General features: G+C 70.5%; 14 protein-coding genes, 1 tRNA gene and 1 pseudogene. 10 read left to right on the forward strand and 6 right to left on the reverse strand.

The window, feature by feature from the left end:
* Window positions 1-2 precede the first annotated feature (2 nt).
* A complete protein-coding gene (locus Q5696_RS14835; protein ID WP_305092076.1) occupies window positions 3-626 on the forward strand; it encodes a TetR/AcrR family transcriptional regulator in 624 nt (207 codons plus the stop codon).
* A 9-nt stretch (window positions 627-635) separates the two neighbouring features.
* A complete protein-coding gene (locus Q5696_RS14840) occupies window positions 636-1,457 on the forward strand; it encodes an META domain-containing protein (RefSeq protein WP_305092077.1) in 822 nt (273 codons plus the stop codon).
* A 38-nt stretch (window positions 1,458-1,495) separates the two neighbouring features.
* Here Q5696_RS14840 and Q5696_RS14845 read toward each other — a convergent pair whose 3' ends face one another.
* Window positions 1,496-2,050, reverse strand: coding sequence for a nucleosidase (locus Q5696_RS14845; protein WP_305092078.1), 555 nt, complete (start codon window positions 2,048-2,050; stop codon window positions 1,496-1,498).
* Window positions 2,051-2,129: 79 nt separating this feature from the next.
* Here Q5696_RS14845 and nadE point away from each other — a divergent pair, with 79 nt between their 5' ends.
* Together nadE and Q5696_RS14855 are read left to right on the forward strand one after the other, a co-directional pair.
* On the forward strand, window positions 2,130-2,972 hold the full coding sequence (nadE, locus tag Q5696_RS14850; RefSeq protein WP_305092079.1) for an NAD(+) synthase: 843 nt from the start codon (window positions 2,130-2,132) through the stop codon (window positions 2,970-2,972).
* A 63-nt stretch (window positions 2,973-3,035) separates the two neighbouring features.
* The gene (locus Q5696_RS14855) at window positions 3,036-3,803 is read left to right on the forward strand and encodes an SDR family oxidoreductase (protein ID WP_305092080.1); all 768 of its coding nucleotides are present in this window, start codon (window positions 3,036-3,038) and stop codon (window positions 3,801-3,803) included.
* Window positions 3,804-3,806: 3 nt separating this feature from the next.
* Here Q5696_RS14855 and Q5696_RS14860 read toward each other — a convergent pair whose 3' ends face one another.
* On the reverse strand, window positions 3,807-4,064 hold the full coding sequence (locus tag Q5696_RS14860; RefSeq protein WP_305092081.1) for a MoaD/ThiS family protein: 258 nt from the start codon (window positions 4,062-4,064) through the stop codon (window positions 3,807-3,809).
* Window positions 4,057-5,136 carry a GTP 3',8-cyclase MoaA gene (moaA, locus tag Q5696_RS14865; RefSeq protein ID WP_305092082.1) on the reverse strand — a complete coding sequence of 360 codons (1,080 nt, stop codon included), beginning with the start codon at window positions 5,134-5,136 and terminating at the stop codon, window positions 4,057-4,059. The genes Q5696_RS14860 and moaA overlap by 8 nt, the downstream gene beginning before the upstream one ends.
* A 60-nt stretch (window positions 5,137-5,196) precedes the next feature.
* Between moaA and Q5696_RS14870 the strand changes: the two genes are divergently transcribed.
* The 4 genes and pseudogenes from Q5696_RS14870 to Q5696_RS14885 all read left to right on the forward strand — a co-directional run.
* Window positions 5,197-6,405: a molybdopterin molybdotransferase MoeA gene (locus tag Q5696_RS14870; RefSeq protein ID WP_305092083.1), complete on the forward strand. Its 1,209-nt coding sequence runs from the start codon at window positions 5,197-5,199 to the stop codon at window positions 6,403-6,405.
* A 74-nt stretch (window positions 6,406-6,479) separates the two neighbouring features.
* Complete coding sequence (gene moaCB / locus Q5696_RS14875; protein WP_370654938.1) at window positions 6,480-7,415, forward strand: bifunctional molybdenum cofactor biosynthesis protein MoaC/MoaB; 936 nt, start codon at window positions 6,480-6,482, stop codon at window positions 7,413-7,415.
* Complete coding sequence (locus Q5696_RS14880; RefSeq protein WP_305092085.1) at window positions 7,408-7,821, forward strand: molybdenum cofactor biosynthesis protein MoaE; 414 nt, start codon at window positions 7,408-7,410, stop codon at window positions 7,819-7,821. Before moaCB ends, Q5696_RS14880 begins: the two co-directional genes overlap by 8 nt.
* A 130-nt stretch (window positions 7,822-7,951) precedes the next feature.
* Window positions 7,952-9,321 (forward strand): annotated as a pseudogene (locus tag Q5696_RS14885) (DEAD/DEAH box helicase); the annotation flags it as partial.
* Here Q5696_RS14885 and bluB read toward each other — a convergent pair.
* Both bluB and Q5696_RS14895 read right to left on the reverse strand, forming a co-directional pair.
* A complete protein-coding gene (gene bluB / locus Q5696_RS14890) occupies window positions 9,278-9,907 on the reverse strand; it encodes a 5,6-dimethylbenzimidazole synthase (protein ID WP_305092087.1) in 630 nt (209 codons plus the stop codon). The pseudogene Q5696_RS14885 and the gene bluB sit on opposite strands and share 44 nt — an antisense overlap.
* 45 nt (window positions 9,908-9,952) lie before the next feature.
* Window positions 9,953-11,086: a CobW family GTP-binding protein gene (locus Q5696_RS14895; protein ID WP_370654799.1), complete on the reverse strand. Its 1,134-nt coding sequence runs from the start codon at window positions 11,084-11,086 to the stop codon at window positions 9,953-9,955.
* 131 nt (window positions 11,087-11,217) lie between these two features.
* On the opposite strand from Q5696_RS14895, the gene Q5696_RS14900 reads away from it, so the two are divergent.
* Entirely contained in the window at window positions 11,218-12,576 is a 1,359-nt protein-coding gene (locus Q5696_RS14900; protein ID WP_305092089.1) for a lipase family protein, read from the forward strand.
* Window positions 12,577-12,861: 285 nt separating this feature from the next.
* Window positions 12,862-13,722: an SgcJ/EcaC family oxidoreductase gene (locus Q5696_RS14905; protein WP_305092091.1), complete on the forward strand. Its 861-nt coding sequence runs from the start codon at window positions 12,862-12,864 to the stop codon at window positions 13,720-13,722.
* A gap of 84 nt (window positions 13,723-13,806) precedes the next feature.
* Here the strand turns inward: Q5696_RS14905 and Q5696_RS14910 are convergent.
* Window positions 13,807-13,879: transfer RNA gene (locus Q5696_RS14910), tRNA-Ala, on the reverse strand.
* Between the last annotated feature and the right edge of the window lie 59 nt (window positions 13,880-13,938).

Here is a 13,938-nt window from a genome sequence, read left to right on the forward strand (position 1 = left end):
CGATGCGTCACGTGAACAGCCCGCTCCTTCCGCTGGTGGACGCCGAGATCCCCGAACGATGTGACGCTGCCCGCAATCGGAAACTGCTCCTCGACGCGGCAGCCGCACTCGTCGCCGAACGTGGGGTCGACGCCGTCACGATGGACGACGTCGCCGACCGGGCCGGAGTCGGCAAGGGCACCGTGTTCCGCCGGTTCGGCAGCCGGTCGGGCCTGATGAACGCTCTGCTCGACCACACCGAGCGGGAACTGCAGGACGCCTTCATGTTCGGGCCGCCGCCACTCGGGCCGGACGCGGACCCGGTCGACCGGCTGATCGCGTTCGGGCGGGCCCGGCTGGACATGGTCTTCGTGCAGGGCGACATCCTGCGCGCCGCCGAGGACTCCCCCGAGTTCCGTTACGGGGCACCGGCCCGCGCGGTGAGCCTGCACCACGTGACGATGCTGCTCTCCCAGGCCGGCACCGACGGGGACCTCGAACTACTCGCGATCGCCCTGCTCGCGCCGCTCGAGGCGACGCTGGTGCTACACCAGATCCGGGTCCGGGGAACCGCACCGGACCGTATCGCCGCCAGCTGGGAAGACTTGGTGCTCAGAGTCACCCGACCCGGGCGGACCGCCGGTTAGGGTGTGCGCATGCGCACACCACTGGTCGCCCTCGCACTGCTGTCCGCCGCCGCCCTGACCGCGTGTGGTGGCGCGTCCGACGATGCCGCCGGCGCTACGTCGGAGACGACGGCCGCGTCGACGGCGACGGCCCCCCAGGACGCACTGTGGGGCCGGACGTTCCTGTCGACCTCCGTGACCGGCACCGCGATCCCCGGCGGCGGACCACTGGAAGTGGCGTTCCCCGAACGGGATCGGATCGCGATGAGTGCCGGCTGCAACCGCGGCGTGGGCAGCGTCGACCTGTCCGGGGGTGTCGTGCGGACCGGCCCGATCGCGACCACGATGATGGCGTGCCCCGGCGATCTCGAGGCCGCCGACACGTGGATGACCGACGTGTTCGCCGCCGCACCCACCTGGACGCTCGCCGACGACGTGCTCACACTGTCGTCGCCCGGCGTCACGATCGCGCTCGCCGACAAGAAGACGACCGACCCGGATCGGCCGGTCGTCGGCACCACGTGGACGGTCGAGACACTGATCACACCGGACGCGATCACGTCGTCGCAGGCGATCGAGGCGGCGGACGCGAATCTGACGATCGGACAGGACGGTCAGGTGTCCGGTTCCAGCGGCTGCAACCGGTTCTCCGGCCCGGTCTCCGTCGGCGACAGCACCATCACGTTCGGGCCGCTCGCGTCCACCCGGATGGCGTGCACGGACGAATCCGTCGCCGACGTGGAACGGTCGGTGCTGCACGTACTCGACGGTGAGGCCACGTACGCCGTCGACGGCCCGACGATGCGGCTGACGAGGGCCGACGGCACCGGCCTGGGACTGCGCGCCCGGTAGAGCTGCGCCACCGGTAGAGCTGCCTCACCGGAAGCGCGTCACAGCTGCCGGCGCACCCAGTCCGCGAGAACGCGGGCGCTGGCGTCGACCTGCGCGGGCCAGTCCAGGGCCGTGTCGTCGGCGTGGTCGCTGACATGCTTGACCAGCCGGCAGCGGGCCCCGAACGCCTCGCACGCGTACGCGATCGCGAACCCCTCCATGTCGACCAGGTCGGCGCGGGCGGCGAGCGCGTCGCGGACCTGCGCGTCGGACACGAACGCGTCCCCGGTCGCGAGGACCGATCCGTCGCCGTCGGCGAGATCGATCGCGTCCCGCACCGGATGCCCGAGGGAGCGCAGCACGTCGGCACTGATGTCGTGGTTGATCACCGCCGACGGCACGTACAGGCCACCGTGGTGGGCGTGCAGCGCACCGGCCGTACCGATGTTGAGGACGAGCGGCGTCCGGCCGGACGGGTACCGCGCCAGCGCCCCGGCAACCGCGACGGCGGCCGCGACCTTGCCGATGCCGGTGACGACGACGTCGACCCCGTCGTGGACGTGCGCGGCTTCCTCAGCGGTAGCACTGACCACGAGGATTCCGGTGCTGCCCATGACGATCTCCCTTGTTCGGTCGCGGCAGCCGGACGGTCGCCGCGCACCCATCCTGCCGGGTGGCCGTTAGAGTTCTCCCATGGCGATCACGCAGGCACAGATCATCGAGGAATTGCAAGTCCGGTCGACGATCGATCCGGCCGCCGAGATCCGGCGTCGCGTGCAGTTCCTCGCCGACTACCTGAGGTCCACACCGGCCCGCGGTTTCGTGCTCGGCATCAGCGGCGGACAGGACAGCACCCTGGCCGGGCGCCTGACGCAGCTGGCCGTCGAACAGTTGCGGGCCGACGGCATCGACGCCGAGTTCGTGGCGGTTCGGCTGCCGTACGGCGTGCAGATCGACGAAGACGACGCCCAGACGGCGCTGGCGTTCATCGCCCCGGACCGGTCGCTGACGGTCGACGTCCGCCCGGGCGCGGATGCGACGATCGCGGAGGCGTCGGGCGCCATGCGCGAACTCCTCGGGGACGGGGAACGGTTGCGGGACTTCGTCCGCGGCAACGTCAAGGCCCGCGAACGCATGATGATCCAGTACGCGATCGCCGGGGAACTCGGCCACCTCGTGGTCGGCACCGACCACGCCGCGGAGGCGCTCACCGGCTTCTACACCAAGTTCGGTGACGGCGGTGTCGACGTCACCCCGCTGACCGGCCTCACCAAGCGGCAGGGTGCCGCACTGCTGCGTGAGCTCGGCGCACCCGAGAGCACGTGGCGCAAGGTACCCACCGCGGACCTCGAGGACGACCGGCCGTCGCTGCCCGACGAGGTGGCGCTCGGAGTGACCTACCGACAGATCGACGACTTCCTCGAGGGCGAGACCGTGCCCGAGGAGGTCTCCGACCGGCTGATCCGGATGTTCACGAACACCCGGCACAAGCGGACGGTGCCGGTGACACCGTCCGACACGTGGTGGCGGGACTGACCTTCCGGCACACACCGTTTCGGTAGCGGACCGCAGCGGACCGTATCGAGGACAGGGGGCGTGATGACGACGTATCTGGTGGCCGGCGGGACCGGCACCGCGGGACGGGCCGTGGTCGCCGAACTGGTACGCCGCGGCGAGACGGTACGTGTCCTGAGCCGCCGGACCGGGTCGCAGGACGGCGCCGACCGGGTGATCGGCGACCTGGTGAGCGGGTCCGGTCTGGCCGCCGCTCTCGACGGTGTCGACGTCGTCGTCGACACGACGGACGGCAAGACCCGCAGTGCCCGTGCGGTTCTCGCCGCCGGCACCACGAATCTGCTGTCGGCGGCACACGACACCGGGGTGTCGCGGGCCGTGCTGCTGTCGATCGTGAACGTCGACCGCTGCGATTTCTCCTACTACCGCACCAAGACTCGCCAGGAGCAGCTCTACCGGGAGGCGTCGGTCCCGACGCGGATCGTGCGGGCCACCCAGTTCCACGAGTTCGTCCCCATGATCTGTGCGCCGGCGTCCCGGATCGGGGTGATCCCGGCGTTCACCGGCACCCGCTTCCAGCCGATCGACACCACCGACGTCGCGCGGGCGCTGGCCGACGCGGCGACCGACGGATCGCCGTCGCAGGACCCGGTCACGGTGGGCGGGCCCGAGATCCTCACGATGCGGGACATGGCGGACGCCTGGAAGACCGCGACCGGTGCCCGTGGCCGGGTCACGAATCTCCGCATGCCCGGACCGCTGGGCGCGTTCCTCCGCGCAGGGCAGAACCTGGTGCCGGACGCCACGTTCGGCACGGTCACGTTCGCGCAGTGGCTGGCCGGGCGGAGCTGACCGTCAGCCGCCCGCGAACGGCGGCAGGACGTCCACCCGGTCACCGACCCCGCGGGCGAGGTCACGGGTGAGTTCGGAGTCGACGATATAGGCCGACACCCCGAGGATCTGCTCCATACGCGACCCGTAGCGTGCGGCGAGCAGGGAACGCAGACCCGCCAGATCCGTGCCGGCCGCCAGCTCCACCGTCTCGTCGGTACGCCCGGCCGCCTCCGCCGCCGCCGCGAAATACCGCACCTGCACCGAACACACGTCAGCCACCGATCGCTCCCATACTGCGCTGCGGCGGAACGAATCCGGCCGCGTTGATACCGTGCCCCGCCCACTTGTCCCACATCGCGGCCCGCCAGCGGTCCGCGACCGTCTCGTCGTCGGCGCCGCCGCGCAACGCGTCCCGCAGGTCGATCTCGCGATCACTGAACAGACACGACCGGACGGTTCCCTCCGCGGTCAGCCGGGTGCGATCGCAGTCGGCGCAGAACGAGCGGGTCACCGAGGCGATGATCCCCACCGTCGCCGGGCCACCGTCCACGAGCCACTCCTCGGCCGGCGCCGACGGGTCCTCGCGTCCGGCCTCCCGCAGCTCGAACCGGGTACCGAGCACATTCAGCAGGGTCTGCGCGTCGACCATGTTCGCGCGAGCCCACTCGTGGTCGGCGTCGAGCGGCATCTGCTCGATGAACCGCAGCACGCATCCCGCGTCGAGGCACCATTGCAGCAGGTCGGGGGCACCGTCCAGAGTCTCCGCCATGAGCACCGCGTTGATCTTGAGTGGAGTGAGGCCGGCGGCCTGCGCAGCCCGGATACCGGCGAGTACCGACGCGAGCCGGTCCCGGCGGGTGAGTTCCGCGAAGTGTGCGCGGTCGACCGTGTCGAGCGAGACGTTGATCCGGGTCAGTCCCGCCCGGGCCAGGCCTGCCGCGCGGTGTTCGAGTCCGACCGCGTTGGTCGTCATCGACAACGGCGTCCCCGGCACCGCGGCCGCACACCCGGCGACGATCTCCTCGAGATCCCGGCGCATCAGCGGCTCGCCCCCGGTGAACCGCACCTCCCGGACCCCGAGCCGCTCGACCGCGACCCGCACCAGGCGGATCACCTCGTCCGCAGTGAGCAGCTGCCGCGCCGGGATCGGTGGCAGCCCTTCCGCCGGCATGCAGTACGTGCAGCGCAGCGAACACTTTTCGGTGAGCGATACCCGCAGGTCGCGAGCGACCCGGCCGAAACGGTCCACCAGATCGGGCACGTCGGGCCGATCCGTGGTCGACGGCAGGGTGTCGCGCACGGCGGGAACACCCAGATCCACCCGGGCCCGTGTGTGCTGTGCCGCCGTCATGGCACCAGTATGCCGCCGGTCACCGGCCCGCGCGGGCCGACCTGCCTAGGATGGGCAACCATGGCACACGCGCAGCGGCACACCGGCCCCGCCCGTTCGGTCGAGGAGCACACCGCCGAGGTGTCCGGCCTGCTCGCGCCCCTGCTCGCCCGGCCGGCCGAAACCGTGCCGGTGCCGGACGCTCTCGGCCGGGTCGTCGCGGCCGACGTCGTCTCCCCCGTCGATCTGCCGCTGTTCCGGAATTCGCAGATGGACGGGTTCGCCGTCGACGCGGCCACCGTCGCGGCCGTCCCGGTGACGCTGCCGATCGTCGCGACAATTCCTGCCGGCCCGACGCGCCCGGCCCCGCACGTGCCGGGGACGGCGGTGCGGATCATGACCGGCGCCGCCCTGCCCGACGGCGCGGAAGCCGTTGTCCCCGTGGAAGACACCGAGGTATCCGGTGACACGGTCACGATCCTCCGGCCCCGCACGGCCGGCGAGTTCGTCCGGGACCGCGGCAGCGACGTCGCATCGGGAATGCTGTTGGTGCCCAACGGGACCCGGCTCGAACCGCGCCATGTGAGCGTGCTGGCCGCCGTCGGTCTGCCCGGCGTCCCGGTCCGGACGCGGCCCCGCGTCGCAGTGCTCACGACCGGCGCCGAACTCGTCGACGCCGGCAGCACACCCGCCCCCGGGCAGATCTTCGACTCCAACGGCCCCGCGCTCGCCGCCTCGCTGCGGGCGAACGGCGCCGACGTGGTGTCCGTCGACCGCAGCAGCGACGACCCCGACGCGTTCCGGAATGCGCTGCACCGGGCGACGTCCCGAGCGGAACTGGTGATCACGTCCGGCGGGGTGTCGATGGGCGACTTCGAGGTCGTCAAGGACGTGCTGTCCGGGATGGGTGGCCGGTTCGGGAAGGTCGCGATGCAGCCGGGGGGCCCGCAGGGCGTCGCCGTGGTCGACGGCGTTCCCGTGCTGACCTTCCCCGGCAACCCGGTGTCGACGCTGGTGTCGTTCGAGCTGTTCGTCCGCCCGCTGCTGCGCCGCGCCGCCGGACTGCCCGCGATCCCCACCGAGACCGTTGCCCTCGACCACGCGCTGACCTCGATTCCGGGGAAACGCCAACTGCTGCGCGGACGCCGCACGACGACCGGCGTCGGCACCGTCGCCGGACCCGGCTCGCATCTGGTGGCGGCGTTCGCGTGGGCGGACGTCCTCATCGACATCCCCGCCGACACCACCGCCCTGACGGCCGGTGACCGAGTGAAAGTGTGGCCCCTGTGACGACCGACCACGAGACGACGACCGACCACCAGACCAGCCCGCTGAGCCACCTCGACGCCGAGGGCCGCGCCCGCATGGTCGACGTCAGCGCCAAGGCGAGCACCACCCGGATCGCCGTCGCGGCCGGGGAACTCGTCACCACCGCCGAGGTGATCGCCCTCGTGCGCGCCGACGACATGCCGAAGGCCGACGTGCTCGCCACCGCCCGGATCGCCGGTATCGCGGGCGCCAAGAAGACGTCCGAGCTGATCCCGCTGTGCCACCAGCTGGCGCTGTCGTCGGTGAAGATCGCATTCGGGTTCACCGACACGTCGATCACGATCGAGGCCACCGCGAAGACCACCGGGCAGACCGGTGTCGAGATGGAGGCACTCACCGCCGTCGCCGTCGCCGGCCTCACACTCCACGACATGGTCAAGGCCGTCGACCCGGCCGCGACGCTCGACGGCGTCCGCCTGCTCACCAAGGAAGGCGGCAAGCGTGGCGTCTGGCAGCGCGACGAGACCGTGACGACCGCTCCGGGGACGCCGCGCCCCGGCTCGGCGACCGTCCTGGTCGCATCCACCGGCGCCGCCCGCGGCACCCGCCCGGACACCACCGGGCCGGCGATCACGGAATGGCTCACCGCGCGCGGGCACACGGTCCGCGGCCCACTCGTCTACGCAGACGCCGACATCACCGCCGGTCTGGCCGACGCCCTCTCCGACACCCCGGCCCTGGTGATCACCACCGGCGGCACCGGCGCCTCCCCCACCGACGCGACCCCGGACGCGACCCGCGCCGTCCTGGACCGAGAACTGCCGGGCATCGCCGAGGAGATGCGGCGACGCGGCACGAAGGTGACCCCGCACGCGACGCTCAGTCGTGGCCTCGTCGGGCTCGCCGGACGCACCGTGATCGTGAATCTGCCGGGATCACCGGGCGGAGTGAAGGACGGGCTCGCGATCCTCGAACCGATCCTCGACCATCTGCTCGCGCAGGTCGCCGGTGGCGGTGCGCACGATGCGTGAACTGCTCGCCGCGATCTCCGACACACCGCTCGATCCGGCCGTGGTCGACGCCGCCGTCGCAGGCCCCGAGCACGGTGCGGTGGTGCTGTTCACCGGTGTGGTCCGCGACCACGACGGCGGCCGGTCGGTGTCCGCCCTCGAATACCAGGCCCACCCGGACGCGCAACGGTTCCTGCGGCAGTGCTGCGAGCAGGTGTCCGAGCGGACGGGGCTACCGGTCGCAGCCGTCCACCGCGTCGGGCCGCTCACGATCGGGGATCTGGCACTGGTGGCAGCGGTCGCGGCCCCGCACCGGGCGGAGGCGTTCGCGGCGTGTGCGGAACTGGTGGAACGCATCAAGGCCGACGTGCCGATCTGGAAGCGGCAACGGTTCGCGGAAGGCACCTCCGAGTGGGTCGGGTTGTGACCGCCGGTATGGTGGGGACAACGAGACGTCCCCGAAGTGGGCGTCCGACGTCGTAGAGCGCTTCCTTTCTCGAGCATGTCTTGCGGCGATCCACTGTGCCCGGACTCTGCCCGAAAGGCTCTCAGTCACCTTGTCTACCACCGTCTCCGACGCCCCCCTGTCCTTCTCCGCTCTCGGCGTGCCCGCCCCGATCGTCGCCGCCCTCGCCGGTGGCGGCATCACCGCGCCGTTCCCCATCCAGGTCGGCACGCTGCCCGACACGCTCGCCGGGCGGGACGTCCTGGGCCGCGGCAAGACCGGCAGCGGCAAGACCCTGGCCTTCTCCATCCCTCTCGCGGCGCGTCTCGCCGGCGGCAAACGCCGCCCCCGCCGGCCGCGGGGCCTCGTCCTGTCCCCGACCCGGGAACTCGCGACGCAGATCACCGCGGCCCTCGAGCCGCTCGCGAAAGCGTCCGGGCTGCGGGTGACCACGATCTTCGGCGGCGTGTCGCAGCACCGTCAGGTCAATGCCCTCGAACACGGTGTCGACATCGTCGTCGCCTGCCCGGGACGGCTCGAGGACCTCATGAAGCAGGGATTCGTCACCCTCGACGCCGTCGAGATGACGATCCTCGACGAGGCCGACCACATGGCCGACCTCGGCTTCCTGCCCGGCGTCACCCGCATCCTGAACGCCACCCCGAAGGGCGGGCAACGCCTGCTGTTCTCCGCGACGCTCGACAACGGCGTCGACAAACTCGTCAAACGGTTCCTGCAGAACGAGGTGCTGCACTCGGTCGACGAGGCCACCTCCCCCGTCGCCGCGATGACCCACCACGTGTTCGACGTCACCGGCGTCGACGCCAAGAAGGCCCTCGTCCACACCCTCGCCTCGGGGCAGGGTCGACGAATCCTGTTCATGCGCACCAAGCATCAGGCTCGCAAGCTCGCCCGGCAGCTCACCGAATCCGGTATCCCGTCGGTGGACCTGCACGGCAACCTGTCGCAGAACGCCCGCGACCGGAACCTGGCCGCATTCTCCTCCGGTGAGGCCCGCGTCCTGGTCGCCACCGACGTCGCGGCACGCGGCGTCCACGTCGACGACGTCGAACTCGTCGTGCACGTCGACCCGCCCGCCGAACACAAGGCGTACCTGCACCGTTCGGGCCGCACCGCCCGCGCCGGCAGCGCCGGTGACGTCGTCACGATCGTGCTGCCCGATCAGCGCAAGGACATGTCGGCGCTCATGCGCAAGGCCGCGATCAAGGTGTCCCCGGTGCAGGTCACCGCGGACTCCGAGCACGTGACCCGGCTCGTCGGTGAACCCGCCGCCTATGTGGCACCGGCCCCGAAGGTCGACAAGCCGGCCTCCGGCGGCGCGGGCGGCAACGCCGGACCCGGCCGCCGTCCCGGTGCGCGGGGTGGCCGCAGCCGTGGTGGCCGCAGCCGGCGTCCCCGCGCTACCGGCCGGGACTGATCAGAACTTCTCCCAGTGGATCGCGTCGGCGAGGTCGCGACGGTTGCGCCACCCGAACCGCTCGAGGTCCGGCACCTCCTGGAACTTGTCGACCTTGCCGACGCACAGCCACGCGATGGGACGCACCGGCTCCGGGACCCCCACCAACTCGGTGAGGTACTCCTCGTCGTAGAACGACACCCAGCCGACGCCGACGTTCTCGGCGGCCGCCGCGAGCCACAGGTTCTGGATCGCGAGAACCGCCGAGAACAGTCCGGTGTCGTCGATCGTGTGCCGGCCGAGGATGTTCGTCCCGCCGCGGGACGGGTCGTACGTGACGACGATGCCGGTACCCGACTCCCGGATCCCCTCGATCTTGATGGGATCGAACGTCTTTCGGCGTTCCTCGGGCAGCGACTCGGCGAATGCCTTGCGCCGGTCGGCCACATGGTTCGCGAACGTGTCGAGAGTGTCCGGGTCACGGACCACGACGAAGTCCCACGGCTGGGTGTTCCCGACACTCGGGGCCGCGTGCGCCGCACCCAGGACCCGCTGCAGGACATCGTCCGGGATCAGTTCGCCGCTGAACTCGGCGCGGACGTCACGGCGGCGGCGGATGGCTTCGTACACGGAAACGGGAGATTCGGTCACCCCACCACCGTAGCCGTCGGGTGAGCGCCCCCGTACCGGGTCCGGTCACGCCGGGTCGGTGTACCGGTGTACGCCCATCATCGTGTCCGGCTCGAGCGCGTCGGCGTCCGGTTCGGTGCACGCCTCGAGCAGCGCGTCGATCCCCTCGCCGTCCAGATCGGTACCGATGACGACCAGGTCGGTACGCCGCTCCTCGCCCGCCGACCAACGCTGCCGGCTGAACGCGATGTGGTCGCCGACCACCTGCACCAGGTATTTGTGCTGATGACCGGGCACCCCGAAATACACGAACCCCTTGATCCGATACACCCCGGTGGGCTGCTTCTCGAGAAACCGGATCAGCCGGCGTGGATGCATCGGCGACCGCGAGGTGAACGTCACACTGCAATACATCTCGTGAATGTGGTCGCCGTGCCCACAGTCTTCGTGACCACAGTCCGTGTCGGCCTCGCCGCCGTCGTGCCCGCAGTCGTTGCCGCCGGTGAGCAGTTCGTCGAACGAGAGCTGCTCCCCCGGGCTCGGTCGTCGGCGCGGCGTCCGGTCGAACAGCAGTCCGGGATCGACCCGGCCGCGCACGGTCGACACGAGCGCGGCACGCGGATTGATCGCGACCACGTCGCCGCGCAGCACGTCGCGGGCGGCGACGTCGATGCGGTCGATCTTGTTGAGCACCACCAGATCCGCGATCGCGACGTGCTGGTCGAGTTCGGGGTGCCGACGGCGGCTTTCCTGATACTCGGCGCCGTCGACGACCACGACGAGCCCCCCGTACGTGATGTACGGGTTCTCGCTGCCGAGGACGAGCCGGATCATGTTGCGCGGCTCCGCGAGCCCACTCGCCTCCACCACGATCACGTCGATCTCGGAGGTGCGGTGCGCGAGCCGGTCGAGCATCTCGTCCATGTCGCTGACGTCGACGGCACAGCACATGCAGCCGTTGCTCAGCGCCATCATCGAGTCGACCTGACCGGCCACCAGCATCGCATCGACGTTCACCGACCCGAAATCGTTGACGATCACACCGATCCGGGTGCCCCCGTTGTGGTGCAGCAGATGGTTGAGCAGGGTCGTCTTCCCGGACCCGAGAAAACCCGCCACCACGACGACCGGGATCGACCGCGAGCTCCGCTTCCTCGCCACCTGCGACCTCCGCGACCTCGACGACAACCGACCGGCCATCGTACTAGGTTCGCGGGCCGGCCCGGTGTGTCACCGACTCCGGCAACCCCTCCCTACCGGAAAGTAAGTTCGATTATGCTACTCCTCACATTTCCCCGCCGCGGCGGGGAACGACGACCGAAGGAGCCGAGTTGCGGACGAAGTCGATTGCACGCTCGATGGTCACCCTGCTCGCGGCCACACTCACACTGACTGCCGCACCGCTCGCCGGCGCCGCACCGGCACCGCCCGGCACGGACGGCTTCTACCGCTACGACGGCACCGCACCGCTGGAGTCGTACGCGCCCGGCACCGTCCTGAAGACTCGCACCACGTCGTACAACGTGGTGAACGTGCCCACACCGCTGCAGGCGGTACAGATCCTCTACCGGTCGACCGACGCCCTCGGTCGGCCCGTCGCCAACGTGACGTCGGTGCTGCGCCCGGCGAACGCCCTCCCCGGCAAGGTCGTCTCCTACCAGTCGTTCTACGACTCCCTGAATCCGGAGGACAGCCCGTCGCGGGCCATCGCCGGCAACACCCCACTCGGCGGGTGGACGGTCGACGGCCGCAACCTCGAGATCGGCGGGGCGGTCGCGTCCAGCGAAGCGTTCGTGTTCGGACCGCTGCTGGCCATGGGCTACACCGTGGTGATCCCGGACACCGAGGGCCCGAACGCGGACTTCGCGGCCGGCCCGGAGTACGGCATGACGACGCTCGATTCGCTGCGGGCCGTCCGCGCCGTGCCCGAGACGGGTGTCACGGTCGGCACCGACATCGGCCTGATGGGGTATTCCGGTGGCGCGATCGCCACGAACTGGGCCGCGATTCTCGCGCCCTCCTATGCACCGGAGATCGACGCCGACCTGGTCGGGGCCGCACAGGGCGGTGTGCTGGTCGATCCGGCGAAGAATCTGCGCTACGCGAGCGGCAGTATCGGCTGGGGTGGTGTGGTCGGCATGGCCGTCGTGGGCGTGGCCCGCTCCTACGGCATCGACTTCGACCGCTACCTCAACGATCGTGGCCGTGAGGTCGTGGGCCGACTCGCGGACGCCTCGATCGGCAACGTCATCGCGCAGTATCCGGGGCTGACGTGGGAGCAGATGGTGAAGCCCGGCTACGAGGACCCCAACTCGATCCCCGAATACGTCGACGCCGTGAACAAGATCAACATGGGCCTTGCTCCGGTACCGACGATCCCCATGTTCATCGGGCAGGGCGCCAACGGCGTCCTCGAGGGCACCCCGCCCGGCGGTCCCGGCATCGGCCCCGGCGACGGCATCATGGTCGCCGGCGACGTCCGCGGCCTCGCCCACCGCTACTGCGACGCCGGTCTCACCGTCCAGTACGACGAATACGCCGCGCTCAGCCACGTCCCGGCCGCCGTCGCGTGGCTGCCCGGTGCCGTGATCTGGCTCCACGACCGGCTCAGCGGTGTCGCGGCGACCGGCAACTGCGGGCAGTTCGCCCCCGGGAACAGTTTCGCTCCCGCCCGCCCGGCCACCGGTTAGCAGTAGTCCCGTCTCTTCACAAGCCTTCGGCACGGGGTGAGGAATTCGTCACTTCACGCTGGTCGAATGCCTCAGATTCGTGCCCTGGGCCACAAATTGCACTACAGTACAAAAAGTTGCCCTCCCCCCCTGGGCAGCAACGGGCTCGCCCGGCGTTCCCCCCTGCCCGGGCGAGCCGTCGAGCGGGGCGCGTGAGACTACTCCGCGCCCCGCTCGACACCGTCTGGCCCGTCTCGCGGACCCGACCTTGACTTCAAGTGCACTCGATCCGGCACTGTCCGACGTATGACAACCGAGAACACGCTCCCCACCCCGACGGACGCAGACACCGCCCGTCTCCGCGAACTCGTCGCCGTCGTGCAGCGCACGCAACGCGCAGAAGACGTCGACGGCTTCCTCGCCCTGTTCGCCCCCGACGCCGTGTGGGTCAACGGTGCCGGCCGCCGCCTGGTCGGACTCGACGAGATCGCGGCCTTCACCCGCACGGTGCTGCCCGGCGCGATGGCGGAACAATCCGTGCGCTACGACGTGGTCGACGTGCGCTTCCTGGCACCCGACATCGCGGTCACGAGCATCGACCAGGAGGCCCTGACAACGGACGAACAGTCGTTCTCACCGCGACGAGAGGGGAAACCGACCTACGTGTGGGCACGACGGGACGGCGAATGGCGTCTCGTGCAAGGGCAGAACACCGCCGTGTTCCACCCCGACGCGGAGTTCGACGGGGCCGTCTCACCGGAGGACGCGGCCGCGCTCCGCGCCATCGTCGCGAACGTCGAGGAGGGATTCAACCGGAACGATGCCGAACTGCTCCTCGGGGACGTCGCCCCGGACGCCCGCATCGTCAACGCGGTCGGGACGGAGGCCGCCGGGCGCGAGGAGATCAAGGCGACCACACGCCGCGGGCTCTCGCAGGCGTCCCTCCGCGACGCCACCGCGCACTACCGTCTCCACGGGATGTCGATGCTCGCACCCGACATCGCGGTCGCACACAAGCGCGCCTGGTCGACCGCGGAAGCAGCCGACCGGGGTGACGCACCCGAGATGACGGCGCTGTACGTGTTCGCGCGGCGGGACGGTCGCTGGTGGATCGTCCGCAGGCAGAACACCCTGGTCCCCACCGCGCAGGCAGCATCACCCGAATAGGGGTGCTCGATCCTTCCGCGGACCCGCCCGAGGGACCGACGAAAAAAGACCAGGTCAGACAATTGTCTGACCTGGTCTTTTCTGTGGAGCTAAGGGGACTCGAACCCCTGACCCCCACACTGCCAGTGTGGTGCGCTACCAGCTGCGCCATAGCCCCGTGTGAAATTGCGTTCTACGCTTCGGGAGGGACTCCCTTGCGCTGAAGAAAAAGTACAC

It is taken from the genome of Prescottella sp. R16 (assembly GCF_030656875.1).
In the GTDB taxonomy this organism is placed as follows: Bacteria; Actinomycetota; Actinomycetes; order Mycobacteriales; family Mycobacteriaceae; genus Prescottella.